Annotated in this window: 23 protein-coding genes and 2 pseudogenes; 13 read left to right on the top strand and 12 right to left on the bottom strand. The window is 69.8% G+C overall.

Features of this window, described 5'->3' with window-relative positions; translation table 11 throughout:
- The first annotated feature begins 1 nt into the window (after nt 1).
- Entirely contained in the window at nt 2–1,267 is a 1,266-nt protein-coding gene (locus ACFYZS_RS32170; RefSeq protein WP_389020312.1) for a multidrug effflux MFS transporter, read from the top strand.
- A gap of 241 nt (nt 1,268–1,508) precedes the next feature.
- Here the strand turns inward: ACFYZS_RS32170 and ACFYZS_RS32165 are convergent, their stop codons facing one another.
- On the bottom strand, nt 1,509–2,570 hold the full coding sequence (locus ACFYZS_RS32165; RefSeq protein ID WP_389020309.1) for a PucR family transcriptional regulator: 1,062 nt from the start codon (nt 2,568–2,570) through the stop codon (nt 1,509–1,511).
- Nucleotides 2,571–2,918: 348 nt separating this feature from the next.
- On the opposite strand from ACFYZS_RS32165, the gene ACFYZS_RS32160 reads away from it, so the two are divergent.
- From ACFYZS_RS32160 to ACFYZS_RS32145, 4 genes and pseudogenes are all read left to right on the top strand, one after another.
- Complete coding sequence (locus ACFYZS_RS32160; RefSeq protein ID WP_389020306.1) at nt 2,919–3,353, top strand: hypothetical protein; 435 nt, start codon at nt 2,919–2,921, stop codon at nt 3,351–3,353.
- 12 nt (nt 3,354–3,365) lie between these two features.
- Nucleotides 3,366–5,642 (top strand): hypothetical protein, encoded by a 2,277-nt coding sequence (locus ACFYZS_RS32155; protein ID WP_389020304.1) that lies wholly within the window; start codon nt 3,366–3,368, stop codon nt 5,640–5,642.
- A 182-nt stretch (nt 5,643–5,824) separates the two neighbouring features.
- Nucleotides 5,825–6,643, top strand: coding sequence for a hypothetical protein (locus ACFYZS_RS32150; protein ID WP_389020301.1), 819 nt, complete (start codon nt 5,825–5,827; stop codon nt 6,641–6,643).
- A gap of 744 nt (nt 6,644–7,387) precedes the next feature.
- Nucleotides 7,388–7,630: pseudogene (locus ACFYZS_RS32145) on the top strand (transposase); the annotation flags it as partial.
- Between the two features lie 47 nt (nt 7,631–7,677).
- Here the strand turns inward: ACFYZS_RS32145 and ACFYZS_RS32140 are convergent.
- Complete coding sequence (locus tag ACFYZS_RS32140) at nt 7,678–8,787, bottom strand: alpha/beta hydrolase (protein WP_389020298.1); 1,110 nt, start codon at nt 8,785–8,787, stop codon at nt 7,678–7,680.
- Between the two features lie 368 nt (nt 8,788–9,155).
- On the opposite strand from ACFYZS_RS32140, the gene ACFYZS_RS32135 reads away from it, so the two are divergent.
- Complete coding sequence (locus tag ACFYZS_RS32135) at nt 9,156–9,539, top strand: hypothetical protein (protein WP_389020295.1); 384 nt, start codon at nt 9,156–9,158, stop codon at nt 9,537–9,539.
- Between the two features lie 105 nt (nt 9,540–9,644).
- On the opposite strand, the gene ACFYZS_RS32130 is transcribed toward ACFYZS_RS32135, so the two are convergent.
- The 4 genes from ACFYZS_RS32130 to ACFYZS_RS32115 form a co-directional block, all read right to left on the bottom strand.
- A complete protein-coding gene (locus ACFYZS_RS32130) occupies nt 9,645–10,010 on the bottom strand; it encodes a transposase (RefSeq protein ID WP_389020292.1) in 366 nt (121 codons plus the stop codon).
- A 317-nt stretch (nt 10,011–10,327) separates the two neighbouring features.
- The gene (locus ACFYZS_RS32125) at nt 10,328–11,626 is read right to left on the bottom strand and encodes a cytochrome P450 (RefSeq protein WP_389020290.1); all 1,299 of its coding nucleotides are present in this window, start codon (nt 11,624–11,626) and stop codon (nt 10,328–10,330) included.
- A gap of 81 nt (nt 11,627–11,707) precedes the next feature.
- Nucleotides 11,708–11,890 carry a hypothetical protein gene (locus tag ACFYZS_RS32120; RefSeq protein ID WP_389020287.1) on the bottom strand — a complete coding sequence of 61 codons (183 nt, stop codon included), beginning with the start codon at nt 11,888–11,890 and terminating at the stop codon, nt 11,708–11,710.
- Complete coding sequence (locus tag ACFYZS_RS32115; RefSeq protein ID WP_389020284.1) at nt 11,887–13,854, bottom strand: alpha/beta hydrolase family protein; 1,968 nt, start codon at nt 13,852–13,854, stop codon at nt 11,887–11,889. Before ACFYZS_RS32115 ends, ACFYZS_RS32120 begins: the two co-directional genes overlap by 4 nt.
- Before the next feature lie 231 nt (nt 13,855–14,085).
- Between ACFYZS_RS32115 and ACFYZS_RS32110 the strand changes: the two genes are divergently transcribed.
- The 4 genes and pseudogenes from ACFYZS_RS32110 (at nt 14,086) to ACFYZS_RS32095 (ending at nt 18,615) form a co-directional block, all read left to right on the top strand.
- Nucleotides 14,086–15,363: an MFS transporter gene (locus tag ACFYZS_RS32110; RefSeq protein WP_389020281.1), complete on the top strand. Its 1,278-nt coding sequence runs from the start codon at nt 14,086–14,088 to the stop codon at nt 15,361–15,363.
- Nucleotides 15,364–15,642: 279 nt separating this feature from the next.
- Nucleotides 15,643–16,575 (top strand): hypothetical protein, encoded by a 933-nt coding sequence (locus tag ACFYZS_RS32105; RefSeq protein ID WP_389020278.1) that lies wholly within the window; start codon nt 15,643–15,645, stop codon nt 16,573–16,575.
- Nucleotides 16,569–17,351: pseudogene (locus ACFYZS_RS32100) on the top strand (TniB family NTP-binding protein); the annotation flags it as partial. The gene ACFYZS_RS32105 and the pseudogene ACFYZS_RS32100, both read left to right, overlap by 7 nt.
- Nucleotides 17,352–17,997: 646 nt before the next feature.
- Complete coding sequence (locus tag ACFYZS_RS32095) at nt 17,998–18,615, top strand: hypothetical protein (protein ID WP_389020276.1); 618 nt, start codon at nt 17,998–18,000, stop codon at nt 18,613–18,615.
- Nucleotides 18,616–19,345: 730 nt separating this feature from the next.
- Here the strand turns inward: ACFYZS_RS32095 and ACFYZS_RS32090 are convergent.
- The 5 genes from ACFYZS_RS32090 to ACFYZS_RS32070 all read right to left on the bottom strand — a co-directional run bounded on the left by ACFYZS_RS32090 (nt 19,346) and on the right by ACFYZS_RS32070 (nt 23,098).
- Entirely contained in the window at nt 19,346–20,245 is a 900-nt protein-coding gene (locus ACFYZS_RS32090; protein ID WP_389020273.1) for a GNAT family N-acetyltransferase, read from the bottom strand.
- A 609-nt stretch (nt 20,246–20,854) separates the two neighbouring features.
- Nucleotides 20,855–21,319: a hypothetical protein gene (locus tag ACFYZS_RS32085; RefSeq protein ID WP_389020270.1), complete on the bottom strand. Its 465-nt coding sequence runs from the start codon at nt 21,317–21,319 to the stop codon at nt 20,855–20,857.
- Between the two features lie 2 nt (nt 21,320–21,321).
- Nucleotides 21,322–21,819: a hypothetical protein gene (locus ACFYZS_RS32080; RefSeq protein WP_389020267.1), complete on the bottom strand. Its 498-nt coding sequence runs from the start codon at nt 21,817–21,819 to the stop codon at nt 21,322–21,324.
- A gap of 29 nt (nt 21,820–21,848) precedes the next feature.
- A complete protein-coding gene (locus tag ACFYZS_RS32075; RefSeq protein WP_389020264.1) occupies nt 21,849–22,625 on the bottom strand; it encodes a hypothetical protein in 777 nt (258 codons plus the stop codon).
- Nucleotides 22,622–23,098, bottom strand: a complete 477-nt coding sequence (locus ACFYZS_RS32070; protein WP_389020261.1) for a hypothetical protein — start codon at nt 23,096–23,098, stop codon at nt 22,622–22,624. The genes ACFYZS_RS32075 and ACFYZS_RS32070 overlap by 4 nt, the downstream gene beginning before the upstream one ends.
- Nucleotides 23,099–23,851: 753 nt before the next feature.
- Between ACFYZS_RS32070 and ACFYZS_RS32065 the strand changes: the two genes are divergently transcribed.
- On the top strand, nt 23,852–24,439 hold the full coding sequence (locus tag ACFYZS_RS32065) for a hypothetical protein (RefSeq protein WP_389020258.1): 588 nt from the start codon (nt 23,852–23,854) through the stop codon (nt 24,437–24,439).
- Nucleotides 24,440–24,665: 226 nt separating this feature from the next.
- Here the strand turns inward: ACFYZS_RS32065 and ACFYZS_RS32060 are convergent, their stop codons facing one another.
- Nucleotides 24,666–25,016, bottom strand: coding sequence for a helix-turn-helix domain-containing protein (locus ACFYZS_RS32060; RefSeq protein ID WP_389020255.1), 351 nt, complete (start codon nt 25,014–25,016; stop codon nt 24,666–24,668).
- 903 nt (nt 25,017–25,919) lie between these two features.
- Here ACFYZS_RS32060 and ACFYZS_RS32055 point away from each other — a divergent pair.
- Both ACFYZS_RS32055 and ACFYZS_RS32050 read left to right on the top strand, forming a co-directional pair.
- A complete protein-coding gene (locus ACFYZS_RS32055) occupies nt 25,920–26,204 on the top strand; it encodes an ATP-binding protein (RefSeq protein WP_389020252.1) in 285 nt (94 codons plus the stop codon).
- Between the two features lie 103 nt (nt 26,205–26,307).
- Nucleotides 26,308–26,481, top strand: a complete 174-nt coding sequence (locus ACFYZS_RS32050) for a CsbD family protein (RefSeq protein WP_389020250.1) — start codon at nt 26,308–26,310, stop codon at nt 26,479–26,481.
- The last annotated feature ends 148 nt before the right edge of the window (nt 26,482–26,629 follow it).

Here is a 26,629-nt window from a genome sequence, read left to right as displayed (position 1 = left end):
CATGAGCAACGACGCCGCCGGCCGGCACACCCGATTCATCGTCCTGCTCGCAGCGCTCGTGGCCCTGGGACCACTGTCCATCGACGGCTACCTGCCCGGACTGCCGGACCTCGCCGGCGACCTGCGCGCCAGCGCCGCGGCCACCCAGCTCACCATCACCGCCTGCCTGGCCGGGCTGGCCATCGGGCAGCTGATCGCCGGGCCGCTGAGCGACACCTACGGCCGGCGGCGTCCGTTGCTGGCGGGCCTCGCCCTCTACACGATCGCCAGCGCGCTCTGCGCGGTGGCGCCCGACGTCCGGACCCTCGTCGGCCTACGCCTGGTCCAGGGCATCGGCGGGGCGTTCGGCATCGTCATCGCCAACGCCATGGTCCGCGACCGCACCTCCGGAACCCGCACCGCACGTCTCTTCTCCGCACTGACCTTGATCACCGGCCTGGCGCCGGTGTTCGCGCCGGTCCTCGGCGGCCAGCTACTGCGCGTCACGGCCTGGCCGGGGATCTTCGTGAGCCTGGCCGTACTCGGCGCCGTGATGCTGGCGGCCTCCGCCGCAGGACTGCCGGAGACACGGTCCTCCGCGCCACGCCAGCCGCTGCCGGCTGTCGTCGGGCAGCTGCTCAGCGACCGGGTCTTCACCGGGTACGTCCTGGCCAACGGCCTGGTCTTCGCGGCGATGTTCGCCTACATCTCCGGCTCGCCGTTCGTCCTGCAGGAAATCCACGGCCTGTCACCGCAGCAGTACAGCGCCGTGTTCGCCGTCAACGCAGCCGGACTCATTGCGGCCGCCCAGATCAGCGGCCGGCTGGTGGCCCGGGCCGGCGCCCGCGTGCTGCTGCTCGCCGGTCTGCTGGGCGCGACAGCCGGTGGCACCACGGTCTTGGGCGCCGTGCTGACACGGGCACCCCTGCCCGTGCTCCTGATCGGCCTGTTCGTCCTGGTCTCCAGCGTGGGCCTGGTCATGCCGAACGCCGCGGCCCAGGCCCTGGCCGACCACGGCGGACACGCCGGGTCGGCAGCCGCTCTGCTCGGCTTCTGCCAGTTCATGTTCGGCGGGGCACTTGCTCCGCTGGCAGGCGCGGGCGGCGCCACCGACGCCTTGCCGATGGGAATCATCGTCGCCGTGCTGCCGGCGCTCGCTCTGCTCACACTCGGCGTCCTCACCTGGTCGATGCCCGGTCAGCGCACTCGCAGGCCGGCTCGCCAAGGACGCGCCGGGCACCGGCGACCGCGCCGGCACATCGATCGCAGACGAGCCGGCATCCAGTGAATCGGGCCAGCGTCTGGTCAGACGGAAAGGAGGAAGATCACAATGAAGGACCGCAAATTACCAGTGGCAACATCGTCGAAACGGGCACCGACTCCTACCGCGTCGCCACCACCCGAGCCCGAGCCGAACAGCAGAGCGTCAGCTGACGAACGATGCTGGCACCGCCTTCCCCGGCACGGTCTGCCGCGTCCGCGAGCACCGGGCGGCGGCTCGCAGGAACCGCGCGCCCTGAGGCGGGGGCTCACCCCTGGGTGTCGTGCCAGTCGAGCAGGCGGGCGCCGATCACCGCGGTCTGAAGGGTGTAGCGGTTGACCGGGTCGGCCGGATCGGCGCCGGTCAGGCTGTGGATCCGCTCCAGCCGGTAGGTCAGCGCCCGCACGCTCAGCGACAGCCTCCGTGCGGCCTCGGTCGCCACGCAGCCGCTGTCGAAATAGGCGGTGAGGGTGTCGATGAAGGTCTGGGCGCCGCCGCGCCCGTTACGGAGCGGGCCCAGCACATTTTCCACCAGGTCGGCCATCGCCTGCCGGTCCCGCGTCAGAACCGGGTAGACCAGCAGGTCAGCGGCGTGCAGCACCGGCCCGTCCAGGCCCATCCGCTCGGCAAGATCGAGGGCGTTGAGTGCCTCCTCGTAGGAGTGCACCACGCCGCCGGCGCCGGGATGGGAGCGGCCTATGGCCACTCTGCCGCCATCGGTGGCGCCGTACGCCTGCTTGGCGAAGAACGCCAGAACGTCCGGCTGGTCGCCGGGGGCCACACAGATCAGCCGCCCGTCCTTGGTGGTGAGCAGGATCTGCCGGCCCGCGAACCGGGTCAGCACCGCCGACTCGATCCCGCGGGCCACCGGGTAACCGTCTCCGTACGGCTCAGGTCCGCTCGCCACGGCCACCGCGTGGGCCTGGGACAGGCGCAGCCCGAAGCGTTCTGCGCGCTCTGCCAGCCTCCCGAGATCGCTGCGCCCGTAGAGGAGGTCGTCGATGAACTCGCGACGTGCGGCCTCCTCCTGGCGCACGGCCTGGTGCTGGGCGCGCTCGTAGCCTTCGACGAAGGCGTCCACTGCCTGTTCGGTCACGGCAAGCAGGGAGCCTGCATGCTGGATCGGCACCCGGGTGAGGACCTCCTGGGACACGGCCAGGTGCTCGCGGATCATCACGCGCAGCGTGAGGCCGAGCTCCGCGGCGCGCTCCCCCGCGGCGCGGCGTGCCTCCAGCTCGGAGCGCGTCATCCGGCGCCCGGTGGTGCAGGCGTCGCGCAGGCACTCGGCGTACCCCGTCAGCTGGTCTTGCGGTGCTTCCCGCTCCCTCACGCACTCCCCCCGTTCTCGTCGCGTCGGCGAACCCGTTGACGCGCAATCAGGTTGCCATAGGCAGCAAAGGGGCCTTCACCGGCAGCTGATGGTGGGTGAAGACTGCCGGTCGACGGCAATGTGCTGCCGCGAAGCGGCCGAGAGGATCAAGGAACGCCCTGTGTCGAGGAGAGCTGCGCCGTGCCCGTTATCCGGTGGTCGCTGCCGCGCGGCAGTACTGGACGCGGCAGGCATCGGCCAGCGGCCACCGCAGCTCCTGCACATCATCGTAGGTTCGTGGTTTGTCCGCGGGCATGGACCGTTTGACGGTCTGCAGGGAACAACGTGTCGAGTTGAACGGGGGCGGTCGTGTCGGGGGACTTCACGCAGGAGTGGGGCAGCGAGAGAGCCAGGGCCGCCGATCAGGCAGCGATGCGGCTCAACGGCGTTCCGGCAGCCGACGGCGGGGGCGGGGGCGGGGGGACTTTCGCGTCGACGCCGGCGCAGAAGAGGTCTGCCGCCAACACGATCGAGACCGAGCTGGAGCCGAACACCACGAAGGCCACCGAGTACGCGGACGAGAGCACCAGCACCACGGTCAAGGGCTTCGACGGCTGGGATACGGCCGTGGGCCTGAAGAAGGTGGCGGACACGTGGGACCAGCACGTGAAGGTCTTGATGGGCCGGCTGGGTTCTGAAAAGGGTTCGCTGCGCGGCGCCTCGGGCCTGTTCGTGCGGAACGACCTCGGCACGGGGGATGGGTTCCGCCCGCTGGGCACCCAGTCGAAGCTCAACGGTCTGTGAGGGGGAACGAACATGTTGACGTACCACGAAGTGATGTCGACCGACCTGGGCCTGCTGACGACTGCGGCGGCCAAGTGGGACGAGATGGCGGGCGAGCTGAAGAAGGTCGAGACCCGCTACGGCGACAGTGTCCAGAAGATCACCATGGGGCCCGACTGGAGCGGCGTCAGCGTCGGCGTCGCGCACACGAGCTTCGCCGCGACGCGGTACGAGTACTCCGCCGCACAGATCCAGGCCAAGGCGGTCGCGAGCCTGCTGCGCGATGCCCACACGCAGTTCGCCGACCTGAAGAAGCGGGTCGAGTCCGCGCGCGACGACGCGATCAAGGCGGGGATGACCGTCTCGGAGCAAGGCACGGTCGCGTTCGACTACGCCAAGCTGACTCCGGCCGAGCGCAGCGCCTACCACCACGATCCTGACGGCCAGACCACCATCCGTGACGCGGTCAACAAGTGGCAGCAGCACATCAACGACCAGGTCAAAGCCGTCTCCGAAGCCGACCAGGGGGTCAAGATCGCCCTTGAGGCGGTCGTGGTGGACAGCAACAAGGACGCCTTCGGCAAGGGCAACGACGGAACCCTGAACGGCTTCAACGCCGACGCGCAAGGCGATATCGAGGTCTACGAGGCCCGTAACGCCGAGGACATCGCCACCCGCATCAACAGCGGCGACAAGGTGTCGGCAGCCGACTACGCCGAGTTGGACCGATCCTTCCGCGACAACGCCAAGAGCACCGAGTTCAACCAGACCTTCCTCAACGGGATGGGTGCCCAGAACACGCTCAAGTTCACGAACAAGCTCAACGACCTGGCGTATCACGATGACAAAAAGGGCAAGCAGACCTACCTGAACCTGGAGAGGGGTCTCGCCAACTCCCTGTCCAACGCGATGCAGGACCCGAAGTCGAAGTTTTACAAGGACTTCCGGGAACAGCTGAAAAAGGCCGGCGCCGAGAAGTTCGATCTCAAGGAGGCCGCCGAGGGTCCCAACGCCATCAGCCGTGGCCACGGACAGCAGGTCCGGGGCTATCAGAGTCTGATCACCCTCATGGAGAACGGTGACGGCTACTCGGCGCCGTTCATGCACGACCTCGCCGACGACATCCGCTCGGCGGAGGACAAGAAGCGCGGTGGCAACCCGAACATCTGGGACCTGCAGGGGGATTTCAGCGGCAAGAACGGCGGATGGTTCGCCAACGACCCGCTCGATGGTCTGCTCGGCATCATGTCCAAGGACCCTGCCGCTGCCACCTCCTACCTCGACCCCGGTGCGGACCACAAGAACGACAACCTCCAGTACCTGCTGAAGGAACGCGACTGGAAGTTCGACGACACTCCCGTCTGGCGCGGGAACATCGAGACGCACAGCGATACCGAGAGCGAGGGCAAAGACGCCCGCACCGGGCTGGGACTGCTTCTGGAATCCGGCACGACCGGCCACACGCCGCTCGGCCCGAACCAGGACCCCTGGCCGGCAACCCCTCACACCGAGGGACAGGCGCGCATCATGCACGACGTGATCGGCGGGCTCGGACCCGACCAGAGCGTGCACGAGAACATGCGCGAGCCCCTGGCCCGCGCCCTGGCCACCTACACCGCCGACACCCACGAGATCCTCGGAGGCCTGGACTCCAAGTACATCTCCGCTGCCGGGACCGGGTACTTCCAAGACGGCGACAAGACCCACATGGCGGTCAGCCAGAAGGACCTGGTCCAGTTCATGCGCGGCCTCTCGGAGGACCCGGAAGCCTACGGAACGCTCCACAAGGCGGAGTCCCGCTACATCGACCTCTCCCTCGAAGAGATCCCCAAGGGAGCTCATGGGTCGGAGCTCACCAACCCGATCAACAAGGCGGGCACCGCTCTGGGCGTCATGAGTTCCATCCGGGAAGACGTGATCAACGACGGCCGGATGGCCGGCTACAGCGAGGCCGACTGGAAGTCCAAGCTCGCCTACCACGTCATCGGCGGCGCGGTGACCCCCATGTACTTCACCACGGCCGGCGGGGTCTCCATCGCCTTCGGCGACTCGATCCAGCGCGGCGTCGACACCTGGGCCTGGGAGTGGGGCAACCGCATGAAGGGCGAGATCGACGCCAAGGTCAACCCCCAGATCGCGGACGAGTACCTTTCGGTGAACACCCAAGCACCGATCCTGATCCGCGAGTGGGCCAACGACCGGGCCGACATCTCGGAGAGCGACATCCAGGACTACACCCGCGATGTCCTCGAAGGCCGGGTCCGCGGTACGGAGACGGCACACAAATACCTGACCGACACGACCAACTGATCGGGCAGCGAGAAAGCGAAGTGGGGACGTCGATGACGGGGAGCACGGCAAGCCGAGCCGTTCCGGTGAAAGCGTGGGCCGGGGCAGCCATATGCCTGGCCCTCCTCGGCGCATTCGGGGCCTGGTTCCTCCTCGGGCACGAGACGTCCCCACCCTGCAACGGCCTGGCCGAGGACACACGGGTGCAGAAGTCAGTGGGGCAGGATGTTCATCCCGGCATGAGCTGCCCGGCACTCGGCCAGGCCGTCGTCAAAGCCACTGCAGGCGGCGAGCCGGGACGTCACACCCAGGCCCAGGCGCAGGCGATGAAAGACGTCCTCTTCTCACTCGGATCCGGGCAGTCGAAACAGCTGAACCTCGACCCGGCACTGCGTGTCCCGCTGGCCACCGCGCTGGCCGACTACGCCCCCGACGTCCACGAGATGCTCGCCGGCCTCGACAGCACCTACGTGGCCAAAGCCGGCCGCGACACCCCGCCCTGGGAATCCGGAGGAACCCACCACCTCTCTGTCCCCGCCGATGTCTTCAGGAAAAACCTGCGTGCGGTGGCCGAGGATCCTCGGGCGTACGCCCTGCTGCGGATGGCAGAGACCCGCACCGCAGCCGGGCAGCTCACTGCTGTCCCCGCGGACGCGACCGGCTCAGAGCTCTCTCTGCCGCCGACGAAGAACGCCCGCGCCCTCGGCATCCTGGACGGCATCGCCGATGCCGCCACAAGCCAGGACGCCCAAGAGGCCCGCAAATGGAACACTACGGTCTTCGACCGTCTGCTCACCGAACAAGCAGACCAGTCGGAGCCGGCCGGTCGCCTCACCGCCACCTGGCTCCACGAACTCAAGAACACCCCCGAACAGCAACGCGCGGAACGCCTGCGTGCCCAGGGCCTTGACATGGCCCGCACCTGGGCACAGACCCGCACCATGGACGAGCAGACCCGGCAGGAACTGCTTGCCAAAGTGGCAAACAGCGCCCGCAACGCCCGCGAGGAAATGAAGCACTAACCCCTCGGGCTTCACTGCGAGAAGGCTCAGCCTGCACCGCCGCCGCGAAGCAGACCATCGCGGCGACAGCCATCCAACCCGCGGCCGCCGACCGGGCACGGCAGAACCGGGTCGCCCTCGACCAACACGACCCGGGGAAAGACGGGCGACGGACGCGCTGCCCTTCCCCCGGTGAACCGACCCTCTCAAGCGGGTGCGCTCCCCACCCGGGGCTTTGCCAGCAAGGCTGAACACTACGAACGGGCTCCGTCGTCAACAACGTGATGCGGGCCGCCTCAGCGACCGCCGTCACCCTCCAAGGGGTACTGATGCACAGGATTACCTGGTGCTGCCAGCTGTACTCGTGGCCTCGGTGGCAGTCGTCGCCGCCATCCAGCTGTGGCCCAGCACGCTGAAGAACCTGCGCGCGGGGCCGGCTCGCAGGTGACGGTGCGGGCGATCCACTGGAAATCAGCCGCATCCGCCAGGCGTGCCACGAGCGGGGAGGGGTAGAGGGCGACGACGCGGCCGTGGGCGTGGCGGTCGCGGTCGAACACCGCCTGCCCGACCGCGTACCGGCGGGCGGTCACGGGTGGCCGGCCAGAACGCAGCGTCGCATCAGGACCTAAATGTTGGTGACCAGGGTGCCGCGCAGCGGTCCCGTGGCCGTGTCGCGGTGCTCCGCGTACCGGAGGCAGCGGGCATGTCGGCGGGGCCTCAAGGAGGGCCGGGGGGAACAGCTTCGAAGCCTCGCGGCGGGCGCGGGTGGTGTCGGACCGGACGTGGCTGACAGCGTTTCTGCTGCCCGCTTACGCCCCCGACCTGAACCCGGTCGAAGGCGTCTGGGCGCACGTCAAGCGCAGCCTGGCCAACCTCGCCGTCATAGCCCTCGACCGACTCGAAACCCTCGTCCGCAACCGTCTCAAACGGCTTCAGTACCGGCCCGGCACCCTCGACGGCTTCATGGCAGGCACTGGCCTGACCCTCGACACCCCAACATCACCTTGACGAGCCGAAGTCAGTAGGAATTCGAGCGGCAGAGAGGTCGGAACGGTTCACTTCGCGGCGACCGGGCCGCGCATCCGGTCGCTCATCCACTTCAGGTCACCGTTGAACAGGGTGTCCGTGTACTTGTAGCCGTCGTGGCCGCCTTCGAAGGAGGTCACCTTGGTCTCGATAGGGCCCTTGGTGATCTCCTGGCGGAGCTTGTCGAGCGCCGCGACCTCCGCCTTGGGCTCCTTCGTGCCCATCAGGAAGGAGATCGACACCTTGTGGCCGGTGGTGGGACCGGTCGCCGCCGAGGGCGAGGGGCTGTTCTTGGGCTTGGGGCCGGCCTTCGCGTCGGCCTTGGCGCTGCTGGACGGGCTGCTCGAGGGACCGCCCGCGCCGCCGCTCTTCTTGATCAGCTGCTCGGCCAGCCAGGCCGGGCTGTTCTCCAGCTTCTCCTTCGGGTGGCCGTTCCACAGCGGGGAGTCGGGGGCCGCATCGGGCCCGCCGGCGATCGCCACGCTGAACCGCTCGGGGTACTGGAGGACCATCTTCATGCCCACGTAGCCGCCGGAGGAGGAGCCGAAGAAGCCCCAGCCCTTCGGGTCGGCGTAGGTACGGAAGTTCTCCCGCACCAGGTCCGGGACGTCGTCCGAGATCCAGGTGCCCATCTTGGGCTGCCCCGGTATGTCGCTGCCGTCGTAGTAGGTGTCCTTGTTGGCGTTCAGGACCGGCATAATCACGATGAAGGGCAGGCTCTCGCCCTTGTCGGCGGCCTCCCCTATCCGCTCCTGAAGGCGGAACTCCTTGGAGAAGAAGTAGTTCGTCGGGTAGCCCACGGCACCCGGCAGCGCCATCAGGACCGGGAAGGCGCTGTTCTTGTACTCGGGCCGGTCGTACTGTTTCGGGACCCAGGCCCACACCCGGCCGGTGAAGCCGGACTTCGCCCCCTTCAGGTCGACGTGCACCACCCGCGTCCCGTCCGCCAGCGTCCTCTGCGGGTCCCACGTACGCGGGTTGGTCGGCATCCGTACGTCACTGGCGACCTTGGTCTCACCCGGCTTCGCCGTCTCCTTCGGAGCGAAGGAGACGGGATCTCCGTCACTGGAGCAGCCGGACAGCCCGGCGACGACGGACAGGACGAAGGCCGCGCAGAGCGTGGCGGAACGGTGTTTCACTCGGACTCCGGCGCAGACTGAAGGATCTCGAACACGGTCTCGAACGGACCTCGCAGGTATAGATCGATACGGCGATATTTTGGTTCCATCGAAGCGCCACGAGGTTCGTCAGGGCGCGACCCGCTGCAGAACGGTGCGGGTGGCCGGGCCATAGGGGCCCGGGGGATCGGCGGCGACAGCCGCCGCGACGGTGGACCGGCCGGGAGGAGGACCTCATACCGGCCCGTGCGGCGACGACGATGCGACCCTCGAAATCGGCTGCGGCGGATACCTCGTGAAGCACGTGATGGCGGTGGGGCCGACAGCTGGGTCATGCTTGATCGCCAGCGCCGGAGCGCGGGGTCCGGAATGGCTCTTGGGAGTCCGCGGTGGTGGTCGGTGAGCTGGTGCGCGCAGAACTGCGACGGGTCGATTGGGCTTCGTTGAAGTGCGGCTGCGGCGATTCCGCGGAGCATGTGCCCCTTCTGTTCGAGGCGATCATCACTGCTGAGGCGCCCCGGGACATGATCGGGTACACCCTTGATGATCACGTCGAGGGAGGCACCGTCATCTTCGAGTGCACGCCGCCGGCGGTTGGCGTGATCATGGCCTCGCTGGCGGGCGACCTCTCGACACCGGCCCGAGACGTGCTGCTGCAGACCTTGTTGTTCGTGGCCGCGGTTCCGGCGACCATGAACTGGATGCAGAAGGCGCGGGTCTGGGCGACTCACGGGCACTGCGGAAGACGCCGAAACGGTCGCCGATATCTGTGAGTACTTCAAACTGGGCGGTGACAAAGCCGCCTTCTACCAGGCCGAGCTTCGCGACCGCGTGCGTGCGGAAACCAAGCGCGGGCGACGCGTCTGAAGCTGTGAGGGTCATGGTGGCTGTGCGAGGACGAGGGTTCGCAAGAGAGAGAAGGACGCTCGGCCGTATGACCGGCGTTTGATCAGTTTGATGCGTGTGACCCGGCCCTCGACGGCGCCTGAGCTCCAGTGGAGCGTGAGGCCGTTGACGACGGCGGCCCAGTCGTTCTGGAGGAAGGCGGCGAAGCCCTGGATCGGTGATGGCCCCTGGTCGAGAGCGCGTGTCATCCAGCCTGTGAGGTCGTGACCTCGGCGTTCGCGAGCGATGGTACTGAACTCGTGGGCGAGGTCGCGGGCGGTGGCCAGGTCGGGACAGGCGTCCAGGATGCGGTTGAGCTGATCGCGCTGGCCGTCGGTCAGGGTGTCAGGCCGGCGCATGATCCAGGTCGTGATCCGGCGGGGGCTGGGAATCGGCTGGCGTGGTTCCGGGGCAGCGGTACTTGGTGACCACGACGCGACTGCCGCGGTAGCCGCGTTCGCGGATCTCGCGGAACAGGGCCAGAGCCGATGTAGTCCTTGGCGATGTTCACCAGCCGGCTGTCGTCCGCCGCAGTGACGTCGAGCTGTTCCAGGAGGGCGGCCCGTTCGCCTGCCGTACGTCTGGCGCGGTTCCACCTTGCGCACCCCGTGTCCCGTTCTCCTTGACCGACCCGGCCCAGGCCGCGACGGTGAGGGCGACGGGGTCAGGGCGGGGGTCAGCGGCGCAGGGTGACGGGCAGCGCCTCCAAGCCGCGCAGCATCATCGTGTTGCGCCAGCGCAATTCGCGCTCCTGGCAGGCCAGGGTCGTTCCGGGGAAGCGGGCGAGGAGCGCGGTGAGCGCGATCTCGGTCTCCAGCTTGCCGAGCAGGGCCCCGAGGCAGCGGTGGATGCCACCGCCGAAGGCGAGGTGGCCGGCGTCCCGGCGGTCGAGGATGAGGCGGTCGGGGTCCTGGAAGCGCGCCGGGTCGCGGTTGGCCGCGCCGAGGGACAGCAGCACGAACTCGTCCTGCGGGATCTCCACCCCGCCGACGTTCACCGGCTCGGTGGTGAAGCGGGTGGTGGCCATGCAGATGGGGGAGTCGTAGCGCAGGAACTCCTCGACGGCCCCGGGCATACGGGTGGGATCGGCGCGCAGCCAGGCGGCCTGGCCGGGATCGCGCATCAGCGCGAGGCAGGAGGTGCTCAGCAGGTTCACGGTGGTCTCATGCCCGCCGATCAGCAGCAGGGCGACCATGCCGACGATCTCGTCGTCCGTCAGCTCCCCGCGCTCGCGGGCCTCCAGCAGCTCGGTGAGCAGATCGGCGGGACGGTCATTGCGGCGGATACGCCGGTCGGCGATGTCCAGGACGTACGAGCCCATCTCCTGGACGGCTCGCCGGACCGCCGCGTGGTCGCCCTCCTGGGTGACGATGGCGGTCGACCACTTCCGGTAGAGGTCGCGGTCCTCGGGCGGGAAGCCGAGCAGTTCGCAGACGACGAGGATCGGCAGCGGAAAGGCGAAGTCACGTACCAGGTCCACCGTGGCGGTGGTGGTGCGGGTCGTGTGGGGCGCGGCTGCGGCGTCCAGCCCGTCGAGGAGTTCGAGGGTGATGCGCTCGACCATCGGCCGCATCGCCTCGACGCGCTTGCGGCTGAACGCCGCCTGGACAACGCGGCGGAGGCGGGTGTGGTCGGGCGGATCGCTGCTGAGCATGTGGGTGATCTCGGTGCCCAGGTTGACGCCCTCGACCCGGCTGTCGGCCAGGGCCTGGGCGCGCCGCACATCCTGCGCGAAGCGGGGGTCGATGAGCGCGGCCCGGACATCGGCGTAGCGCGGGATGATCCACAACCGCAGGCCGCCGTCGCTGTGCAGCACGGAGACCGGGGCCGATTGCCGCATCCTGGCCAGGGTCGGGTACGGGTCGCTGAGGAACGTCGGCGGGTTCTGGCGCGGTTCCGTCGTCTCGGGCTTGTCCGGCCGGTGCTTCTCCGGCCGGGGAATGTTCGTCCGGGGTGCTGCCGTAGCTGTGGTCATGATGTTCTCCTGTCTTCACCGGCACGGCCGGCGCCGCGGCGGGGTGCCGGGCGTGGCACCCCGCTACGGCGCTGCTGGGGCTCACTGCTGAGGCGACTTCTTCTCCGTGTTCTTCTTCGTGCGGGTGGTGCAGGCCGGCGCCGGGTCGTTCGGCCGGACCGGGACCGCCTTGTCCAGGGCGGCCTGGGTGTCCGGATGAATGATGAGCCCGCGCTCCCGCTCGGTGGCGCTGATGGGGTCGACGCGCAGTCCGTGACGCTTCATGGGGTTGACCTTTCTTCGGCTTCTTCGGTGTGGTGGACGGGGTGGTGCGAGCCGGTCCGCCCGCTGTTGCGGTGGTCGGCGGTTCTGGGGGAGGCGCGCAGCGTGTCGTCGGCGTAGCGCACCATGGCGGCCCAGGCGGCGGCGTATCCGGCCGGGTCACGGCCCACGTCGTGTCCGCCGCCGAGCCACCGGACGCGATGCGGGACGTCGTGGCGCCGCAGCGCGGCGAGATAGCGCTCGATCTGTTCCGGAGGGCATTTCTCGTCGTCTGCCGAGGCGGCGAGGAAGAGCGGGCCGCGTACGCGGCCCACATAGGTCATCGGGCAGGCCGCGCGATAGCGGTGTGGCACCTGCTCGGGGGTGCCGCCGAAGAGGCGGTCGTCGACCTCCCGCAGCGCCGGCGTCGTCGCCCGGTACGCCGCCGTGTAGTCGGCCACCGGGGCGACGGCCAGCCCCACGTCCCACAGCCGGGGCTGGACGCCCATCGCCAGCAGCGTCAGATAGCCGCCCCAGGAGTAGCCGCACAGGCCGGTACGTCCCGGCTCCGAGACTCCCGCGTCGATGAGGTGGCCGCGCACCGCGGCGAGGTCTTCGAGCTGGGCGAGGCCGACCCGGTGGCCGAAGTCGTCCCGCCAGCGGGGGCCGTAGCCCGTCGAGCCGCGGTAGTTGGTGCGCACCACGGCGAATCCGGCTCGGACCAGGGCCTCGGTCCGGGCGTCATAGGCGTCCCGGTCGTGGGTGTGGGGCCCGCCGTGGACGAGGAAGAGCGTCGGCCAGGGGCGGTGGCCCGCCCTGCGGCCGGGCGGGGTGGCCACAAAGCTGTGGATCTGCCCGTACGGCCGACGTGTCCACAGCTCGCGGCGCCCGGACCCGGTCGTTCCGCCGGGCGCCGTGCCGCGTGACGCCGTCGTGGAGCGGCCGGAGTGGCCGGAGCGGTAGGAGCGGTCGGAGCGGTCGGGATGTTCCGTGGGTTCCGGGTGCTCCGCACTTTCCGAGCCTTCCGGCTTTTCCGGGTGGAAGGTCAGCGGCCGGGGCGGTTCGCCGTCGCGGCTCCACAGGCAGTGGACCGTGCGGTCGGGTGCGCAGGAGAAGTCGATGATCGTGCCCTCGGGCGTGGGAAGCACCGTCGTCGTACCGCGGTCGAGGTCGGCGCGCAGCAGGCGGCTGCGTCCCGCCCGGTCCTGCTGGACCAGCGCCGTGCGGCCGGGCCCGTACCAGCAGGCGGTGATCTCCGTATCGAAGTCGAGCGCGGAGCCGGGACCGTGCGTACGGATCCCCTCGCCCTGGCGCCAGAAGGCCAGGGTGTAGCGGCCCGCGCGTTCGAGGACGAGCAGCAGTTCCGGCCGTGCGGTGGTGAGGTCCGGGCGGAAGCCCAGCGCCCACACCGCGCCGCCGCTGCCGTCCCCCGCTGCGCCGGGGATGGCGTCCACGAGGACGCCGGAGGCCGGTGACCACAGCCGGACCGCGGCCGGTCCGGCCGGGCACCCCGCGGTGGCCAGCAGCCGGCCGCCGGGGGCCAGGCCCGCCACTGCCGCATAGCCGGGCTCCTCGGCCACCAGGCGGGCGCGCTCGCCCGGTCGGCCGAGGTAGTACCTCGAGCAGTCCGCGACCCCGACGCCGACGGCGGCGAGGCCGCTGCGGGGGTCGAAGGCCAGGCCGTGCATCCGCCCGGCGGGCACGCCGTCGAGCGCCGGGCGCGGGTGGCCGCCCTCGAACGGCCCGCGCAGCCAGCGGCCTTGACCGTCGGCAGCGCCGTCGAACCACCACAGGCCGTGGCCGTCCGGCTCGATGGCGGCGGTCTCCACACCCAGCGGTGCGGTGGTCGCCTGGCGGCGCTGACCCGTCGCCAGATCCCAGGCCACGATCTGCGGGAGACCGTCCACATACCGGGTCTCGACCGCTCGCCGCCCGTCGCGGGCTGCGAAGGACGGGACGTGCACCGCCGTTCCGATACCGCCGCTCATCGCCGTCCCTCCCTTCGTTGGTGTCCGCTTCCGCCGCCGGTGGCCTTGGCTGTGGTGGGCTCCGACGGCCATCACACTGCCGGACGGGCGGGCTGCGTGGCAGGGAAGAAAGCGCAGCGGCACCGGCAGTGGGCTACTGCCGGTCCCTCCCTGGCACCGGACGGTGGGCGGGCGACAGGGTGCGGGGGCGACCACATGGTCCGGACCCACCGAGGAGAAAGGGGCGACCCGATGACGATCGCGGCGACCCAGCCCGGCACAGCCCCCGTCCCACCCGCCGGAGCGCCGAACGGCACACCGGGTGGCAGGTCGAGCCGTGCGCTGACGACGGTCTATGTCGCGGGCGCGGTGACGGCGTTGGGGACCCAGATGACCATGCTCGCGCTGCCCTGGCTGGTGCTGGAGACCACCGGCTCGGCCACCCGGGCGGGCCTGGTCTTCGCTGGCCAGGTGCTGCCCATGGCTCTGCTCGGCTTCGCGGGCGGAGAGGTCATCCAGCGCCTGGGCGCCCGCCGGACCATGGTCATCTCCGATCTCGCCCGCGCTCCGGTGGTGGCGCTGATCCCGCTGCTGCACACCCTGGGCGCGCTCAATCTGGCCGTCCTCATGGCGATCGTCACGGCGCTCGGGGCGCTGGCCGTTCCGTACCACGCGGCACAGCGGGTGCTGGCGATGGAACTACTGAGCCCCCACGCCCGCTCTCTGGCCCGCGCCAACAGCGCGCTGGCAGGTGTGACGAACGGCTCGGCGTTCGTTGGACCAGCGCTCGCGGGCGCGCTGATCCCGCTGGTGGGGACCACATCGGTGATATGGCTGGACGCGGCCACGTTCGCCTTCTCCGGATTGCTGCTGCTGCGCCGCGTCCCGGCAGGGGGTGGCGGGGCCGGAGGGTCCGCGGCCGGGCCCCGCGGCCTGTGGGCGGGGGTGCGGCATCTGTGCGGCGACTGGTTCCTGAGCCGGGCGATGCTGTCCACCGTGGTGTTCGGGCTGATGCTGCGAACCCAGATGATCACCATGCCGGTGCTGGCGTTCACCCGATTCGAGGGGGACGCCAGGGTCGGCGGCCTGCTGATCGCCGCCTATGGCGCCGGTGGTCTGGTGGGCTCGGTGGCCGCCTATGTGCTGGCGGCACGGGTCGCCCCCGTACGACTCGCCTGTACGGCCCTGGTCTGCGTCGCTCTGCCCCTGTGGACGCTCCTGGTGCCCGTGCCGGCCGGCGTGCTCGTCGTCGCCGTCGGCCTGTCATCGGCCGCCGCGCCCCTGGCGAACGCACCGCTGATGGGCCTCCTCTCCGCCCGGCTGCCGGACGGCTTCGGGCCCAAGGTGCTGCAGGCCGTGGTCACGATCAGCACCCTGGCCGGGCCGCTGGGCTTCCTGGCCGCGGGCGCCGTGCTGGACCGAGCCGGTGTCGCGGCGACCCTGTGGGGCATCGCCGCGCTCGCGACGTTCGGCAGCGGCAATCTGATCCTGGCCCTGCGCCGCCTCCAGGCCACCGGGGACCCGGACTGACCTGGTCTTCCGAGAAGACCCCGGTGGACGAGGGTCACGCGGCGGCGGAGTTCACCGGAAGTCCTCCTCGCGGTGCTCCGCGTCCGAGCCCGCCGCGGTGGCCTCGCGCAGCTCGATGCGGCGGATCCGGAGGCCGCTGGTGATGACCGGCGACAAGCTCGCCTCCGCCTACGCGCTCGAACGCCGGTCCCCCTACCTCGCCCGCGACCCGATCGAGACCCTCGGCGTCAGCGTCCAGGCCGCGCCGCCCCGCCGTACACGCCGACCGCAAAAGGCATCGTGGAGCGGACCTTCGGGACCATCAACACGCTGTTCTGCCAGCACCTGCCCGTCTACACCGGCCCCGACATCACCCAGCGCGGCCCCAACACCCACCTTGAGGCCCGCTCCACCGTCCCCCAGCTCCAGGACCTCCTCGACGAGTGGCTCGTCCACTACCACCACCGCCCCCACGAAGGCCTGCGCCACCCGGTGCTCCCCAGGGCGGCGCTCACGCCGAACCACATGCGGGCCGCCCTCATCAGCGTGGCCGGCCATGTACCCGTCCCCCTCACCGGGAACGACTACCTCGAACTCCTGCCCGTGCGCCGGACGGCCATCACCGAACGCGGCATCCGCCTGCACCACCGCACCTACGACCACGACCTCCTCGCCCCCTACCGCGGCCAGCCCTCCCCCATCACCTCGCGCGGCCCCCGCCATATCTGGCTGCGTCTGACCGACGGAACCCTGGCCGAGATCCCCTGGATCCACCGCGACCACACCCACCGGCCATTCAACGAACGCACCTGGCGGCAGGTCCGCGCCCAGACCGTCCGCCACCCCGATCCCGACCAGCACGAAGCCGACCTCGCCGACGCCCTCGGCCAACTCAAGCGGCGAGCACGCAACGGAGACGCCACACGCACCGAGCAGCGTCTCGTGAGCCGCGCCACCCTGCCCCTACGCGCCCTGCCATCCGCGCCGGCCCGCTCCAGGGACACCGGCGAAGAATCCGCCGCCGGCCCGACAGACGCCGATGCCAATGGCGATGCCGATGCCGATGCCGATGCCGATGCCGATGCCGACAGCCTCGACGCCTTGGACGACAGCCCCGACGAACCGGATGCCGCCGAAGGCGAAGACGAGCCTGCGGGCGACAACGGCGTCCCTGCCCGCCCGTACACCGGGCTCGGGCTCTACGACGCACACACGGAAGCACTCACATGGTGAACAACACCCCGTCGCGTCCCAGCCCCCCGGCCGTGGTGCCACCCGCACCCGATACCCCGCCGCGGAGCGTCGTGGAGCGTCTGGCCTACCACTCCGCGTTCGTCACCGTCCGCACCCCCGCCATCGACACCCTCGCCGCCAACATCCGCACCCTGATGATCCTCGGGCGCTACCAGCAGACCGCCGCCCGACCCTCACTCATCCTCACCGGGCCTGCCGCGGCCGGAAAGACCACGGCCCTCCTCCACGTCGGGCGCACCTGCCACCTCGCCCACACCCGCACCGCGTCCCCACACGGCAAGCCGTCGGACATTCAGGTTCGCGTCGCGTACGTCTTGGTCCCGCCAGGAGCGACCGCGAAAATGCTCGCCGCAGAGTTCGCCCGCTACCTCGGCATCCCCATCACGACCCGGATGACCCAGACCCAGATCACCGAGAGCGTCTGCCACACCTACAACCAGATCGGTGTCCGCCTCGTCCTCATCGACGAAATCCACCGCGTCAACCCCCGCACCACCACAGGCACCGAAACCGCCGACGTCATCAAAGACCTCACCGAACGCATCCAAGCGACGTTCGTGTACGCCGGCATCGACGTCACCTCCACGCCCCTGTTCACCGGCGTCCGCGGCGCGCAACTCGCAGGCAGGGCCTCACTCATCGAATGCGGGCCCCTCCCCGCCCGTCTGGGCAACAGGCATCCCTTCACCGACACCGTCGCCGACCTCGAAAACGCCCTCGACCACCACGCCGAAACCAGCCCCGAATCCGCACCTAGCGAACCGCCGAACACCCAGCTGACCTGCATAAACACATGAAAACGCGAAATGACGCCTCGGTCCCTTAGACCCAGACGCCATCTGCAACACCCAGACACTTTCCCAACCGACCTGCAACAACCCCAGGCCAAGCCACACCTGACGCCACAAAGCCGTTCTCACGCAAACCTGCAACACCCCAGCTCACAGACCCACCGACACCCCAACCACCCTCCCCCTCAGCGAGAACGGGATTGGAGCGGCGGGCGGAGCAGGAGGGGACTGCGGGGGTGGCGATTCCGGGAACTCCTCGGTCGCGTCTTCTTCGACCGCGCGGTCCCAGACAAGGCGAAGATGCTCTCGACAGGTTGGAACGACAGTCCACCGGTCCTCGCTCTCGGACCAGCGCGGTCGGTCCGGATCCTGGTTCCCCAGCTGACACAGGGCACGCAGCAGGGAGTCCAGGGTGGGCCAATTTGCCAGGTCGTTCCAACCAACAGCCGGGCAGGATCGTCGAAGCGGTGACGCGCTCCAGACGGCCCGGGCCGCGAGGGCAACCGAGCGACAACGGCTTCGCCGCCGTTTAGTGCCGATCATCGCTCGATATGCATGGTGGCGTCGCGATCCCCGCGGGGGTCCCCGTGCTACGAGAAGAGGAAATCGGATGAAAGTTGGCTGGCTCGGAGCGTGCGCGCTGGCGGGTTCCCTCGCGTCCGGCGCGCTCATGGGCTGGGCGGCCCCGCAGGCGCAGGCGCTGGAGCAGGCGGCACCGTCCTCCCGGCAGTCGGCGCCACCGCAGCTGTGCCACGACGGGCCCCACGGGTCCGACGGGGAGTGCGGCGGCGGGCAGCCCGGCCCGCCCGGACCTGCCGGACCCGCGGGGCCTGCCGGTCCCGCCGGGGCGGCGGGAGCCGCCGGGGCAGCAGGGGCGGCAGGTGCGGCAGGTGCGGCAGGGGCCGCCGGTGCACAGGGCCCCGCAGGGCCTGCCGGACCCGCCGGACCCGCCGGACCGACCCTCACCCTCAAGCAGGTCCTCGGGCCCGAGGTGACCATCGCTCCCGGCACCGCGGTCGGCAGCACCGCGCAGTGCCCGGCAGGGCAGAAGGCGATCTCCGGAGGCTTCCGCTCGTCGTTCGGGGTCACCGTGAACGTGTCCCAGCAAGCCAGCGTCAGTGGCCCGGCCGCGGGAGACGCGTGGATGGTCCAGGCGTACAACCCCACGGAGTCCACCAACGCCGTGGTCCAGGCGTATGCCTACTGCGCTCCCGTGACGCTCGCCTGACGGACACCGTCGCGACGGGCGCGACGAGGCCGTCTCCGTCTGCAGGCGCGGTGCGCCTGCAGACGGAGACGGCCCGCAGCCTTGTGCGGGGCCGGCGCGCCGCCGCGCCGGGAGTGCGGGGGTACGGAAGCTCAGCGTCTGGTCTCGTACCTCGACAGGACAACGCCGCAGGGCAGCGTCCGCGTCCGATCAGGCGCAGGTCCACCCAGCACTCGGGATCACCCCGGCACGGGCTGTGCGAGCCCACCAGGCGCCTGCCAAGAAGAGCACGCACTATGTCCGGGCGGGGCGCGGAAGGCTTCCACAAAGGCGTGACCACCCTCGCGCAGTACCTCCAGCGGGAAGGCGCCGGCCCTCCTGCCGCACCTGGCGGCCCCCGGGCCGGCCATTGCCGTACAGCCCCCGCGTCCGGCCGCCTGGACGGCGTAGCCGGTCCGGTCAACCGAGGCCGTTACTGAGGTTTTCTGTTCGGCGTCGGGCAGTGACGGTTCATGGTCCCTTCGGTATGACGGTGGGGTGAGATATCCGGAGGGCTGGGGGCTGACCTCTGAGATTCGGGCATTTCGTGAGGGGATCCGGCTTCAGCCCGTCAAGAGGTTCACGGCGGGTGAGAAGACCGCGGTAACCGAGCCCGCTGTCGATCCCCTGCCAGCCAGCCTGCCACCGGGCACTGGCAAGCGGTCCGGACCTGCCCTCGGACCGGACCGCTCGCACCGGGTGCTACTCCTCGCTAGGCCTCCGGGCCCGCTGAGTGGAAGTTGATGCGTTCCCTGATGACGGGGAAGCCGGCCTTGGTGAAGTTCGCGGCCATGGGGAAGTTGCCCTGGTCGGTCGATCCGGTGACGACCTCCGCGCCCTGCTCGACGAGGAGGTGGGTGCACTCCGCGAGGAGGTCGTAGGCGTAGCCGTGACCGCGCTGCTCCGGCAGGACTCCGATGAAGCCGATGGTCGGGCCGGAGGGGTTGTGGGCCGGTATGTGGATGCCGACCAGGTCGCCCTCGGGCGTGTGCGCCATCTGCCACCACTCCCGTGGTGAGGGGCACCAGTGGAGGAAGTCGAGTTCCTCCTGGGCAGCCTGGTCGAGACCGCCCTCCTCGATGGCCCTGAGCGCATGGGCGTCCAGGGTGACGGAATGGATGCGGCGAAACGCGTCGAAGAACACGGCGTCGTCGGGTTCGGCGCTGAAGCGCAGGCGTCCGGGCCGCTCGGGCAGACCTTGCTCCGGGGTCCAGCGGTACAGGAAGCGTTCCACCAGGAGTTCGTACCCAGCGGCTCGTGCGGCGGCGAAGCGCGTCTCGGCGCCGGCCCGCAGTTCGGGGTCGTCCCGCCAGCCGCTGGGCACGTTGATCTCGAGTTCGACCTGCCAGGGAGCGGAGCGGAGGAGTTCGGCTCCGGCTTCCTCCTCCCCCTCGGCCACGTCGAACCAGTTGATGTTGACGGGCTCCGAGTCGTCGGGGCCGCCCCACCACGCGCCGCGTGCAACGACTTCGCCATCGCGCAGGGCGACGCGCTTCCAGTGGGGGCGGAACCGGGTACGCCGATGACCCTCACGGGCGCCCAGGGGGTCGGGAAGTGCGTCAAAGAGATGTGCGTCGCTCGCGGAGAGCGCACGGATGACCAGATCGGTCATGGATTCCTCCGGGATACAGGCTGCTTGGAGCGCCCCCGGTCAGAACTGAGAAACCACGCCGGGATGCTGGAAGAGGGAGCGCTGGAAAGGTGTGAACCACACGGCACTCGCCTCCTTCCGTTCATCTCAGGGCGTGGAGCCACACGGTACGTGATCTTCCGCGGGTCCGTCCACGGATTTCTGCTGCCTGCCGGCCGCGCCCTTGAGGACACCGCCCACAAGGTGCGCCTTGGCGAGGTCGAGGTAGTCCAGGCCATCGCTGAGCTGCTCCGCGTACGACGGCTTCTTTGGGGCCTTGTCGCGGGCCGTGCGGACCGCCGTACGGGTCGTCTCCGCGACCTCGTTACGCTGCTTGCGGGCGCGGTACCGCCTGCTTCGACCTGATTCACTCCCCAACCGACGCGGACCGGATCGCCCCCGACGCACCGGGCGCGCCGGCCCGGGCTCACCGTCGATGCCCTGGAGGTCCTCGAGACCGCCCCGCTGCCCGTGCTGCACGACCTTCTCCTCGAGTGCTGGGGCAGCATTCTCGTGTCCGGTCAAGGCACATACTGCTCATGGCATCCCGCCCTGGGGCCCTCGGACGCCTTTGCGGCCCGGCCACCACCGTCAAAGCTTGAGCAGCACCCCGCGCCAGGTCCAGCCGGCGCTGAGGACGGCTCGCTGCAGGGGGTTCCTCATGTCCTGGGTGCTGAAGCGAAACGTCTCGGCCTTGTGCCGGCGGCCGTCCGGCCCCGTGGTGGTCTCCCACTGCCGGTACACCGTGTCCGCCGGTCCGCGGCCGTACTGCCTGCGGGCGCCGTCGGCCGACGGCTCCCACCGCTCCTCGAGGGCGCGCACCTCGCGCGCCGCCGGGTTCAGACGCATCCGGGTCCTGAGGGTCAGGTCCAGCGCCGGATACTCGAATTCCGCCACCAGGTCGGCGCCTTCCTTCGGGGTGCCCTCGCGTACGACGAACCGTACGCCCGGGCCGTTGACCGCGAGCAGCGCAGCCCGGACCTCCGGGGCGGGCCGTGCTGCGACACCGCTGCGCGGGTACCTGGTCCCGGTCCACCGGTCGGTGATGCGGCCCACGGCTATGCCTCCGCCCCGGTGTCCGGACGCACGCTGCGGACGAAATCCTGGAACTCTCCCAGAACCGCGTCGTGCTGAGCGGCGGTGGCGGTCAGGGCGAGCCGGATCACCGCACGCTTGTGCGGATCCACGACGTCCTGCAGCAACAGGTACACCTGGGACTGCACGAGGTCACGGCGCACGCCGCCGGCTGTGGCCGTGAGGGCCAGGCGCTGGGTCAGGGCCGGTGCGTCGGGGGAGCCGGCCTCGCGGCGGTGGGTCACCTCTGCCGCGTAGGCGCCGTTGCGCAGTCGTTCCGCCGATGCATCGGCGAGCCCGTCCAGCGTCTCGGCCTCGGCCAGGAACCCTCCGTCGACGGCGATGCTGGCGGCGAATCCGCCATCCGGATCAGGGTGCACCGCGGCGAAGGCCACATCCTCCGCGTCCACCCCGCTCGGCTTGGCCGGGAGCCAGCCCTCCGGCAACCGGAATTCGATGGGCACGGGCAGTTCTGTGGGCATTCAGAGCCCCCTTTCCACGGAAACGTACATCAGTCGAACAGGTCGGCCAAGGCGTCGGCGGCGTCGCCGACGGCGTTGGACACCTTGTGCGGATCAACGGTGATTTCGAGTCCCACTTTGCCGCCGAGCAGGGGAGAGACACCCGCGTCACCGCCCAGCTTCCATACGCCGGTCTCCTTGTCCTTCTTGTAACCCCACCAGGCTTCCGCACCGGGGCCCGCCCACCCCTCGGCGTTCACACCGACGCCGAACCCGAAAGCCTCGGCGCCTCCGGCGAGGGTTCCCTTGGCGCCCACGAACCCTTTCGCACCGACAGAAACCTCCTCCTTCGTGGCCTTGGCGCTGACGCTGCCCTCGATGCCGGCGAATCCCTCCGCCCGCGCGTACTGCCCGACATAGCCGTACTCGGCCCGGCCTTCGGCCAGTGCCCGTACTCCCGCGGACGCCTCTGCTTTGGAGGAAAGGCCCTGGTCGGTGAATCCGAAGTTCGCGGTGGCTCTGGCCCCGCCGTAGATGTCGGCGGTCCCGGAGAGCGTCAGGTCTCCCTCGGATATCGACCCCTTCGCGGTTTCGTGGAACAGGTCCGCATACGCCTTGACCGAGGCTTCCTTGCCGTACTTGGGCCCGGTGACGGTGACGCCGGTCTTGCTGTCCGGCTTCGTCCCGACGCTGGATTCGTCGGGCTTCATGGCCTTGGCCAGATCGCCCTCGGCGCCGGCGTTGAATCCGCTGAGGGTTTCGTCGGCGCCCTTGCCGAAGGCGTCCTTGTTGCTGTCGACACTGGCCCGGCCGAGGGCGACCTTCACACCTCGTCGAGCTCGGAGAGGGCTTTCACGCGGTCGTCGATGTGGTTCTGCCACTTGGTGACGGCAGTGCGTATGGAGGCTTCGCCGTCGGGGTCATGGTGGTAGGCGCTGCGCTCAGCAGGGGTGAGCTTGGCGTAGTCGAAGGCGACTTGGCCCTGCTCGGAGACGGTCATGCCTGCGGCTATCGCATCGTCCCGGGCGCTTTCGAGCTTCTTCCTGAGCTCGGTGAACTTCTGGTAGGCGCCCCGCAGCAGACTCGCGATTGCCTTGGCCTGGATCTGTGCGGCGGAGAACTCATACCGGGTCCCCGCGAAACTCGATCGGGCGACACCGGAGCTGACACCGGACCAGCTCCCGCCCAGGGTGATCTTCTGGACGCTGTCCCCGTAGCGCGTCTCGACCTTCTTCAGCTCACCCGCCATTTCCTCCCACTTGGATGCGGCTGTCGTCAGCACACCCAGATCGGTGGTCATGGCTTTGTGATACGTCAGCACTGCAGCCCCCTACAGACCGTTCAACTCGACCTCAGGACCTGGTCAACCCCCGTCGACGGATTCCGATCATATGCACGGCAACCGCACCAAGACCGGCAGCCTGGACTTCAGGGTCAGAGTGAAGTGCCAGCCGATTGAGGATGCCGCGCGAGTACAGCGGGTACGACCGTCTCGCTCCGGCGCTCTTCCTCCGGAGCGAACGGGTCCGGGCGGCGAGCGTGGCACGCGCTGACCAGTGCATCCAGCGGGGATCCTGCGAGAGCCTTGCAGCGCCCCTGAAACGAGCGTTCCGGATGGCGGCCTGCTACATGACCAGGTCGGCGCCGATCCCCCGCCGATCTCTTGCCCGCCGAACCTCGCCCGAGCTCCGGCCGTCCGTCGTGGAATCGCAGTGGGGTGGGCGAACCCGCGGCGGTGGTCCGGGCCGCGGTGGCGCCTACGGAGCAGATGTTTCCAGGCGGCCGAGAGAACTCCGGAGTTCGTCAGTTCAATGCTGACGGATGACTTTCGTGACGATCAGCCCACAGTCCTCCAGCGGAATCCCCCACGGCCGGCCTCGCGGAGCGATCTCGGCGCCTTCGCACCGCAGCGCACGCACCACCCGGTTGAACTAGCGGGGAGCCACGCCAGCGAACGGGGCCATCCGGACACCTCAAGCGCCTAACTCGTCAAACCGCGCTCCTCAGCCCGCTGTGTAGCCTGTCGATCTGTCCGAACGGGATGAGGGTGGACGTGGGGACGCTGGTGGAGGGAGCCGTCTCGGAGGCGCTCCGTGACGGGCACGACGAAGTGGTCCGCCTGTATGTCGCTGCCTGTGCCGAACGCATGGCGGCGCTGTTCGTGAGCCTGCGGGCGGGTGTACCAGGGCGGGAAGCTGACCTGGGCCTCTGCGCGGAGTCCGTTCGCGAACTTTGGCATGCCGACCGGCCACTCGCCGGCGTTGCCGAGCGCGTGCGCCTGCTTGAGCGGTTCCCGGAGCTTCAGCCGAACGAGGAGGGGATCACCGATGTCGCCGACACCTACGCCCTCTTCGCTGCGCTCTGCTTGAGGTATGCCATGTTGGCCCACAGCTCGGGAAACGCTGACACCGCGCTGTCCTGCGGCCATGCGGCGCTCACCGCCATGGGCATGCTCGACCAGAACGTTCCAGGGGCGCGTTTCCTGGCCGAGGAACCACGGCTCCAGTCTCTCTCGATGTGCGGTGACCCCTCAGGTCTGTGGGACGCGAGCCCGTCCGCACCGAGCGCTGAACAAGGTGGAGGAGCGCGAGGCTCTCGCCGCGCGGCGCAGGCCACCGGCCGAGCCGCCCGCGTTGGCTGACCGAGCACGGCGTCGGCGCGGGCCGGCTCCCGGTCCGCGTCCACGCAGGCGGAGGCTGGGACACCTGGCAGCGCGGCCGGTCGGTGCGGACGCGGAGCGCACCGTACGGGTCCTGCTCGTCGGCCGGACCGCCCCGCAGAGTCCAGTCACCAGAGAAAACAGAGCGGCGTGCCCCCGCTCCGCGGATACCGGAGCCCGCCGGCGGCCGGCGTGGGCGCGGTGGGTCTCAGGCCGCGGTGGTCGGGTCCGCCGATTCCGCGGCGCGGCGGTAGTCGGCGTTGATGCGCTGGGCTTCTTCGAGCTGGTCTTCGAGGACGATGATGCGACAAGCGGCCTCGATCGGCGTGCCCTGGTCCACGAGCTCGCGTGCGCGGGCGGCGATGCGCAGCTGGTAGCGGGAGTAGCGGCGGTGTCCGCCGGCTGAGCGGAGCGGGGTGATCAGGCGGGCTTCGCCGAGAGCGCGGAGGAAGCCTTGGGTGGTGCCGAGCATCTCGGCGGCCCGGCCCATGGTGTAGGCGGGGAAGTCGTCGTCGTCCAAGTGGCCGCCGAGCGGGCTGGCCGGGTTTTCTGCTGTCATCGAACCTCTCATATGGAACGCGTGGAGGGGCCCTGGTGCCGTACGGCACCAGGGCCCCGAAGGAATAGTTTCACCATCTACCGGCCCTGATACGGCGCCGGGCTACTGTTTTCCGCTGACCCGCCCGAATGGGGACGGGTGGTGCGGGGATCGCGGTTGCTTGACCGGAGACCACCTCACTATCGATGTCCTGCGGTACCCGGGCTCAGCCTTCCGCCCGGGCGATCCTGATGGCGTCCCAACTCCTCCGTTCATCCCTCGGATGATCAACTACCTATCTGCAGGGAACTGCCGGTACTGCGAACTGCCGGTACTGCGAACTACGGGTACTACTCAACTCGGTACTACCGGTACTGCGTACTTCTTCACTGCCCGTAGCCTGGCCAAGCGCCACGCTCCGGCAGCCAGCCCCGTTGCCCATCCTGCATCTGCTCTGGCTTGGAACCCCACTGCCGGACTTCCCGGTGCGCGCGCCCGCAGCCGACGCCTTCACCGAGGTGCTGCTCACTGACTTCACTGCCGGGTACTGCCAACTTCGCCACTGCATTAACTGCGGTACTGCTCGCGGCGGCCCCTGATGACTGCGGGCCACCCGGTCCGGACGCCAGCTCCGTCGCCATCCTGCACAATCCCGGCTTCGGAACTCCACGACCGCACCGTCCAACAACTGCAACCGCAATTGCGGGTACTGCTGCCCGGCAGTTCGTCTCTGCCGGGCCCTTCTCGACTGGGCTACGAGAGAAACCTTAACCAAGCCACCACCCAATGTCTACTCCGGCCGACATAGATTTTGGGGTCCGTGTCTTCGAAACAATCGGGTGCCGTCGAGGTTGAACGGCTGCGGCCAGGGGCACAACGGCCGGGCAGGCAGAGCGGGATCCCCACCACAGGCCCGGAGGCGCCATGACCACGACGAGCGCCAGGCGCCCGGCTTCTCGCCCTCTGGCCACCGTCGCCGAAGCGCGCCGGGCCGCTCGGGTATTCCTCGAAGCCCTCGGGGAGCCCGCCGCCGGTCGGGAGCAGGCCGACACGGTCGTCCTGGTCGTCTCCGAGCTGACACGGACCCCCGACCTCGTGGACGGGACAGAGGGATTCGGCCGGCACATGGTCAACGACCTCGCCCTCGCCGCCGTGGTCACGCCCGGTCCGGCAGGCGTCAAGACCGTCCGCGCCCTCCTCCCCCGGTAACGCGCCGCCGAGCGGCCCTGTCGCCGCCGGCTCCGTTTACGAACGCTCGCGGTGGCCATACGGGGCTGGGTAAGGCGTTTCCACCCAAAAGGGAGTGATCAGCGTGTCTGGTGAGCAGAAGGCCGAAGCGAAGGGCGAGCAGGCCAAGGGCAGGCTCAAGGAGGCCGCTGGGCGCCTGACGGGCAACGAGCGGCTGACCGCCGAAGGCCGTGCGGAGCAGGTCAAGGGCGACGCACGCGAAGCCAAGGAGAAGGCCAAGGACGCCTTCAAGCACTGAGCGTCATGCGGCGGGGGGGGGGGGCCGGCGGGGGGGGCGGGGGCGGCCCGGGGGGGGGGGGGGGTGGGGGGGGGGCGGGGGGGGGGGGGGGGGGGGGGGCGGGGGGGGGGGGGGGGGGCGCCCGCGTGCGCGGACATCAGGGGGGGGG

It is taken from the genome of Streptomyces sp. NPDC001903 (genome assembly GCF_042891345.1).
In the GTDB taxonomy this organism is placed as follows: Bacteria; Actinomycetota; Actinomycetes; order Streptomycetales; family Streptomycetaceae; genus Streptomyces.
The sequence above is the reverse complement of the archived record's forward strand: the minus strand, read 5'-3'. Positions and strand labels throughout refer to the sequence as shown.